The following is a 7,604-nucleotide window of genomic DNA, read 5'->3' on the forward strand; positions in this document are numbered from 1 at the left end:
GGGATAGTCGCGGCCCAGCTCCGCGGACACCTTCTCAAGCGCCTCGTTGATCGCTTTCATATTTTGTTCCTCGGCAAAGTCGGTAAACGGTTCTGGACGATATGGAATCATTGAATACCCTCCTGTTATCTTCGTTTTCGTTAATTCTTACCTTAAGTTATGCAATTAGGATGCCAAAATCACTCGAACAATCCTACCGTGTTTTCTTCTGCTTCATTTCATTTATCCCTACACTTTCTTTACTTATGATATGCAAATTAAATTTGCAGCAAATAATTTTTGCGTATGTACGCGCAAAATAATTTGTCTTAACACTAAAAAATAGGGTTAACCGCTTAAAAAGCATACAATGTATATCAGGCAATCCTTGTATATAAAACAACTAGAGGGTTTAATGATTTGTCAAACGACGCTGACCTCTTGTATCATATATACATACATTTTGTTAAGAAGAAGGGATGAGAAAATTGTTTAAAATCGAAAGATATGAAGCATCCCGCGAGAAAAACTACGAACTCGTCGGCAAACAACTCAAAGCACTAATCGAAGATGAGCCAAACCTTATCGCGAATCTGGCGAATGCTTCCGCTCTGCTGAACCAATTCCTCGACCGCATCAACTGGGTCGGATTCTATTTATATGAAGAAAGCAAAAACGAATTGGTCTTAGGGCCCTTCCAGGGCTTGCCGGCCTGCGTGCGCATTCCGCTCGGCAAAGGCGTTTGCGGTACATCCGCCGGAGAACGGAAAACGCTGCTTGTAGAAGATGTCAATCAATTCCCGGGCCATATCGCCTGCGACGCCGCCTCCCAATCAGAGATTGTCGTACCAATAATAAAAGATGGTACACTCATCGGCGTCCTTGATATTGACAGCCCTGAGAAAGGCCGATTTGATGAAATTGACCGGCAAGGATTGGAAGCGTTCGTGCGCGTACTTTGCGAATCTTTATAATAAATACAGCCATCCGAATCTTCTCGGATGGCCTCTTTATTTCTGTCCATCTTTTCCGCGCGTGAGATTTTTGAAGTTGTCGGCCACTTCTTTGGCCTTCATTGTTTCTCCGTAATCCCCTGCTTAATAAGATTGATGTTCTTTTGAATGGAAGCAAGCCGCTCCTCTTTCGTCATTTCTTCCTCGCCGTCTTCCGTCTTTGCTCTATCCGCTTCATACAATCCGGGCATCTCCGCTCCCTGTCCGAGACGGCGCTGCGCTTCGCGGGATTCGGTAATCTGCGGGGTATCTAACGGATCCCAATCCTGGACATCGGCAAGCTTGCCCTTTTCGTGTTTTTCCCGTTCATTTCTCTCTTCTGCCATAAGTCGTGCCTCCTTCTTGATTCTTTTGTTTGTCTTTACCCCCTCTTTTAAATGTGTAAAACATAAGAGAATCCGTTTCGCTTACTGTACCCGGTTATTGAACTCGGCCAATGCATGCTGAACAAGCGTCAGCTGGGAAAACGCCGAACCGCCGCGAAGAGCCGCTGCCACCTGCAACGCCTCATACACTTCCTGCTCGCTCGCCCCTTTATGCAGCGCCTCCATCGTATGGTACAAAATGCAATACTCATCCTGGGAAGCCAGACTGACGCCAAGCGCAATCAACTGTTTATCCTTTTGCGAAATTGCCCCGTCTCCAAAGGCTGCACCGGTAAATTCGTTGTATGCGCTCGTAAACTCCGGTCTTATTTGCTGAAATGCGCCTACGCTTTCCTTATAGTCATGGATTGCCTGCATATATTGGTTCATTTTCATTCACTCCATCCGTGTAGTATTCGATGACATCCTATAGTATGTTCTCATTCATTCTTTTTTATATAAAAAGAGCCAGGCCGGAAAACTAACGGTCTGGCTCTTCACTATTAATCTAAAATCAGCGCATGCACGATACCCGGTCCGTGCACCCCTATCGTTAAATCGTTCTCAATGTCAGCGGAGCGGCTCGGACCGCTGATAAAGTGGATACCGGCAGGCAGTTTAGTACCGAAGCGGCGCGTCAAATCCGCCATAACTTCACCCATCTTCGTTTTTATATCGTGCGCCCGCAGCACAGCAATAAACACTGTCGGCAGAAGGCTCACCGAACGCCCTTGCTTCGCGCCGGAGACGGCTACCACTGTTCCTGTGTGGGCAATAGCGTAATCCACCACGGCAATGCCGATATCGGCGCCTGCCGCTTTGGTCAGAAGCTCCTCCTGCGCCTGCTCGTTCCATACTGTCATCTCAACATCCGGCAGGTTTTGTTCCACATTCATCTCATTGAGAAGCGGATGATCAAAGCGAATCATATATTTCGCTTTCATTGTTTTGGCCATATCTTCAATATACGTACGCAACGACACTATATCGGAAAACCTTTGCGCGTTGCCTCCCATGCTGGTCCAATTTGCCATAAATAATTCGATACGTTTTTCTTCAGAAAGATCATACGCATGCCAGAAGTCCGGCGCACCCCGGAACGGATGGGCAGGCGCCCGGGTGATGCGCGGCCGGTTCAACCGGTTTGCAATATGCGCGAAAAACTGCTCCTCTTTTTGCGCCGCCTGATCGTCCAGCTGGCGGATGATGTCTTCACCCTGCTTACTCATGGCGTCTTCCTCCCTGTTTCTTTTTCGCTTCTTCTAACCGCTTCATCACATCCGAAGACATGTCCGGCGTACTTCCTTCCAATTCCGCGTATAGATTTCTCCAGGAATCACGGAAAGAATGCTCTGCCAGAGAAGGCGCATACCGGTACTCTGTCCACCCTTTCAGCGGCCCGATCTTCGATGTAATCACTCCATCGCGGACGACAACCTTCTGGCCCGTTCTGCCTAAATTTACTGTACGCTTGAATCGGCGGTGATTGGACATGATGTATTTAAATCCTTTAAACGCCATGCGCTCTGATGCCGGCGTATGCCCTTCTTCGACTTTTTGGCGGCGGATATAGACAAGCATGTCATGCAGCGGAATTTTGACCGGACATGCTTCGTAGCACGCACCACAGAGGCTGGACGCGTATGCCACTTCTCCCCACTTCTCCGTATCCTGATTCAGTCGCGGCGTCAGCACCGCCCCGATCGGACCGCTGTACACCCAGCCGTACGTATGCCCGCCGACGTGGCGGTAGACCGGACAAGCATTGAGGCAAGCGCCGCAGCGGATGCAGTTCAGTACTTCCTGAAATTCCGGATCCCCCAACTGGGAAGAACGGCCGTTATCCAGAATAATAATATGCATTTCTTCCGGGCCGTCCGAATCATCCGGGCGGCGCGGCCCCGTAATCGCCGACATATACACGGTCAGCTTCTGTCCGGTAGCTGCACGCGGCAACATCGTCGCCATCACTTCCAAATCTTCAAGCGACGGAATAATCCGCTCCATCCCCATATACGTAATCTGCGTCTTCGGCACAGTACTAACCATGCGGGCGTTTCCTTCATTGGAGAACAGCACCATAGATCCGGTCTCAGCAATAGCGAAGTTGCACCCGGTCATGCCGATGTCCGCTTCAAGGAATTTCTCGCGCAACTTGGCGCGGGCAAATCCTGCAAGGACAGGCGTTTCCGGCGGCAGTGTTTCGCCTGCTTCCTCTGAGAATAAGTCGGCGACCTGCTGCTTATTTTTATGAATGGCCGGAATAATGATATGAGACGGTGTTTCACCCGCCAGTTGAATGATGTACTCACCCAGGTCGGTTTCAATTGCTTCCACCCCGATCTCTTCAAGCCGGTGGTTAATGTGCAATTCTTCCGATACCATTGATTTCGATTTTACGACCGATTTCGCGCCCTTCGCCTCAGCGATTTTCAATGTGATATCCACCGCTTCCCGGGCCGTCGATGCAAAATGAACGTGTACACCATTTGCGCGTGCATTCTTCACGAATTCAGACAGGTAATAATCCAGATGGGCAATCGTATGAAGACGAATTTGCCGAGCACGCTCCCTCCACTCTTCCCAGTTGCCCAGTTCATCGGAAGCAAGCTTTTTGGACGTGCGGAGCTTTTCCGTCGTGTATTTTACCGCGTTGCGAAGAAACTCGTCATTTAAAGATATTCTGGCCCGCTCTTTGATTGTAGTTGTCGGGTTAAACGTTGTGCTCATACTTCTTGTTTCACCCCTTCATACAGCAGTTCCGCCAGATGCATAACACGCACCGGACGGCCTTCATAGCGCAGGCGGCCGCCAATATTCATCAGACAGCCCATATCCATGCCGACCAGCACTTCGGCTTCGGTTTCGAGCACGTGCTGCGCTTTCTCCTCAACCATTGCACCGGAGATATCAGACATCTTTACTGCGAATGTACCGCCGAATCCGCAGCAATCTTCCGCGAACGGCAAATCGACAAGCTCGAGGCCCCTCACATTGGCCAGAAGCTGGCGAGGCTCTTCTTTAATGCCAAGCAGCCGGCTTCCGTGACAGGAAGGATGGTATGTCACTTTGTGCGGAAAATGTGCTCCTACGTCTGTAACGCCCAACACATTTACAAGAAACTGGGAGAATTCGTACGTCTTCCCGCAAAACTGATGCACTTTCTTAAGCATGACCGGATCATCTTTGAACAGGGTCGGATAATAATGCTGAATCATCCCGGTACATGAGCCGGATGGCGATACGACAAAATCGCTGTCATCGAATGCTTCAAGAAGCGTCCGGGCACTGGCCCGCGCTTCATCCCAGTATCCGCTGTTAAACGCGGGCTGGCCGCAACAAGTCTGGGCTTCAGGAAAATGGAGCTTGATCCCCTGCCGTGCGAGGAGTCGGGCCATCGCTTCCCCGACCTGCGGGTAGATTGCATCCGATAAACATGTAATAAAAATGGAGACCTTCACAGGTAAACACCTCCAAAGAATAAATGAAAATTTCCCTTGCTTTTTCCTGGTTTTCACAAAACACTAAGAGGGAGCGCCGTTGTCCCATGGAACAAGGGCATCTCCCTGCTTTGTCGTACCTGTACGCTTGCTCTTATGGAAGCATCCAGGTCAAATAGTAAGCTTGGACATATGTGATAATACCTACAATAGCGGCAAACAACAGACTATGTTTAACAGTAAAGCGGAACAAATCGGACTCTTTGCCGACGAGTCCAACCGCCGCGCATGCCACCGCAATCGACTGCGGAGAAATCATCTTGCCGGTTACCCCGCCGGTTGTATTCGCCGCGACAAGCAGTGTTTCATTGACGCCAATCTGCTGTGCCGTTACATTCTGCAGACTGCAAAACAACGCATTGCTTGATGTATCGGAACCGGTAAGGAATACCCCGAGCCAGCCAAGGAACGGCGAGAAGAATGGAAACAGACCGCCTGCCCCTGCCAGCACCAGTGCCAGTGTAGATGATAGACCGGAATAGTTGGCAACCATGGCGAACGCAAGCACCAGACCGATAGAAAGAATCGGCTTTTTCAATTCAGACAACGTTTCTTTAAACGTTTTCAACCCTTCACTCGGCTTCATTTTCAGTACGAACATGGAGATAATGGCTGCAATTAGAATGGCTGTACCGACTGCAGACAGAATGTCCAGTTTGAATAATGCTTCATACGGTGTCGGTTTCGTTACAATCGGCTCCGCTTTAATAACGAGCTTATCGAGGAACGGTACATTGACTTTAATGACCAGTGACTCCAATACCCCGCCTTTATCGAACAGCTTTTTGAATGGCTGCAGGCTCCAGATGGTTACCATAATGGTAAGAATGATAAACGGAGACCATGCTTTGAAAATTTGACCGGCCGTATACCGTTTCTCAGTATCGACAGCGGCCGTTGCGCTTGCTTCGGTCGCCGCCATACCGGCATTTTCAAAGCGGAAGATGCGCTTCGGCTTCCACACCTTAAGGAATGCGGCAAGCGAAATCAGGCTAACTAAAGCGGACGTAATATCCGGCAGCTCAGGTCCGATGAAGTTTGCCGTAAAGAATTGCGTAATTGCGAATGAACCGCCGGCCACTAGAACCGCCGGCCATGTCTCACGCACACCGCGCAGACCGTCCATAATGAAAACAAGCCAGAACGGAACGATAACAGACAGCAGAGGCAGTTGACGGCCTGCCGCCTGACCAATTACAAATGCATCGATACCTGTCACTTTACCTGCAGTAATAATCGGAATTCCCATCGCCCCGAACGCTACCGGCGCCGTATTGGCGATAAGACACAATCCCGCCGCGTACAACGGATTGAACCCGAGGCCCACCAGAAGTGCTGCAGTAATCGCTACCGGCGCACCGAATCCGGCGGCACCTTCCAGAAATGCCCCGAACGCAAAACCAACCAACAGTAACTGCAGACGCTGGTCGTCCGTAATCGATACGACGGAAGAACGAATGATGTCAAATTGTCCTGTTTTCACGGTGATTTTGTACAAAAATACAGCGGTTACAATAATCCACGCAATCGGCCATAAACCATAGAAGAATCCGTATCCGGCTGCGGCCAGTGCCATAGAAAACGGCATTTTGTAGACAGCAATTGCAATAATCAGGGAGAGCAGCACTGTGATAAATCCTGCGGTATGGCCTTTCATACGGAAAACGGCCAGCGCAAGGAAAAAGAATACGATAGGAATGACTGCCACAGCGGCTGACAACCCGAGACTCCCCAACGGAGCATACACTTGCGTCCATGTTTGCATAACATACACCTCTTTTACCCTTAAATTTTAGATATGTTTATATGGTCAGCCTATTGGCTTGTCCCCTGACGAATAGTCACCTATAGCTTTCAGGTGATCTGATAAGTTAGCATGCCAAATACCTCAGGTCATCTGACTTTTCTGCTTAGAAGAAAAGCGCTATTCCAGCATCTTTTCCTCCACTCCTTGCAGATGATACAGCATAGCTTCTTCGGCCCGCTTGCTGTCTTGAGCACAAATTGCTTCATAGATGTTCACGTGTTCTTTGTATAACTCTTCCGGAACACCCTGCGTTCGATACAGCTCCAGGCGACTGGCATACAATGAGCGTCCCATCGCTTCAGAGATAGACATCATTACGGATTTGAGGGTTTGATTGTGTGAAGCGCTGGCGACCGCATAATGGAACTTCCAATCCGGTGCATCTCCCAGATCTCCTTCAGAAAGCGCCTTTTTCATTTCTTTAAGCGCTTTCTCAATTTGGTTCAGTTCTTCTTCCGTTCGCCGCTCAGCGGCCAGACGGGCCGTACCGCTTTCAATAATCTTGCGAACTTCCAGCAGCTCCATGATTTCCTGCCGCGTCACCGGACGTAATGCCTCGAACGCAGAGATAACCTCTTCAGGATCATGCCGGGTAACGAACGTGCCTTCCCCCTGCTTCATTGTAATTAACCCAAGTGTTTTAAGAGAGCTAAGCGCTTCCCTTACCGTTGATTGTCCTACACCAAGCGTCTCCCCCAGCTCTCTGAGCGAGGGCATTCGGGTGCCCGGCTGATATACGCCGGAGATAATTTGCTCACGCAGATAATCAGCAACCTCTTCATACGTTTTACGTACGTTAAACTTTGGCAACGCTTTCACGCCACATCCTTTCTTATCAGGTCATCTGATATGTGACCGCTAATCACATCCTACCTTATTTTTCAGTTTTTTGTCAATATTCATTTTGAGAAAGTTTAATATTTTTCTGTGAAAATCGTGA

Annotated in this window: 8 protein-coding genes; 1 reads left to right on the forward strand and 7 read right to left on the reverse strand. The window is 49.3% G+C overall.

What is annotated here, in order from left to right:
- Positions 1 to 467: 467 nt before the first annotated feature.
- A complete protein-coding gene (gene msrC, locus ADA01nite_RS20690; protein ID WP_146812332.1) occupies positions 468 to 953 on the forward strand; it encodes a free L-methionine (R)-S-oxide reductase MsrC in 486 nt (161 codons plus the stop codon).
- A gap of 98 nt (positions 954 to 1,051) precedes the next feature.
- Here msrC and ADA01nite_RS20695 read toward each other — a convergent pair whose 3' ends face one another.
- The 7 genes from ADA01nite_RS20695 to ADA01nite_RS20725 form a co-directional block, all read right to left on the reverse strand.
- Positions 1,052 to 1,318 carry a hypothetical protein gene (locus ADA01nite_RS20695; protein WP_146812333.1) on the reverse strand — a complete coding sequence of 89 codons (267 nt, stop codon included), beginning with the start codon at positions 1,316 to 1,318 and terminating at the stop codon, positions 1,052 to 1,054.
- Between the two features lie 81 nt (positions 1,319 to 1,399).
- Positions 1,400 to 1,747, reverse strand: a complete 348-nt coding sequence (locus ADA01nite_RS20700) for a carboxymuconolactone decarboxylase family protein (protein WP_246147442.1) — start codon at positions 1,745 to 1,747, stop codon at positions 1,400 to 1,402.
- Between the two features lie 113 nt (positions 1,748 to 1,860).
- Positions 1,861 to 2,586, reverse strand: a complete 726-nt coding sequence (locus ADA01nite_RS20705; protein WP_146812335.1) for a LutC/YkgG family protein — start codon at positions 2,584 to 2,586, stop codon at positions 1,861 to 1,863.
- Positions 2,579 to 4,087, reverse strand: coding sequence for a LutB/LldF family L-lactate oxidation iron-sulfur protein (locus ADA01nite_RS20710; RefSeq protein WP_146812336.1), 1,509 nt, complete (start codon positions 4,085 to 4,087; stop codon positions 2,579 to 2,581). The genes ADA01nite_RS20705 and ADA01nite_RS20710 overlap by 8 nt, the downstream gene beginning before the upstream one ends.
- Positions 4,084 to 4,818, reverse strand: coding sequence for a (Fe-S)-binding protein (locus ADA01nite_RS20715; RefSeq protein ID WP_146812337.1), 735 nt, complete (start codon positions 4,816 to 4,818; stop codon positions 4,084 to 4,086). The genes ADA01nite_RS20710 and ADA01nite_RS20715 overlap by 4 nt, the downstream gene beginning before the upstream one ends.
- A 133-nt stretch (positions 4,819 to 4,951) precedes the next feature.
- Positions 4,952 to 6,622 (reverse strand): lactate permease LctP family transporter, encoded by a 1,671-nt coding sequence (locus ADA01nite_RS20720; protein ID WP_146812338.1) that lies wholly within the window; start codon positions 6,620 to 6,622, stop codon positions 4,952 to 4,954.
- Between the two features lie 159 nt (positions 6,623 to 6,781).
- A complete protein-coding gene (locus tag ADA01nite_RS20725; RefSeq protein WP_146812339.1) occupies positions 6,782 to 7,483 on the reverse strand; it encodes a FadR/GntR family transcriptional regulator in 702 nt (233 codons plus the stop codon).
- Between the last annotated feature and the right edge of the window lie 121 nt (positions 7,484 to 7,604).

The organism is Aneurinibacillus danicus (assembly GCF_007991215.1).
Taxonomy (GTDB): Bacteria; Bacillota; Bacilli; order Aneurinibacillales; family Aneurinibacillaceae; genus Aneurinibacillus; species Aneurinibacillus danicus.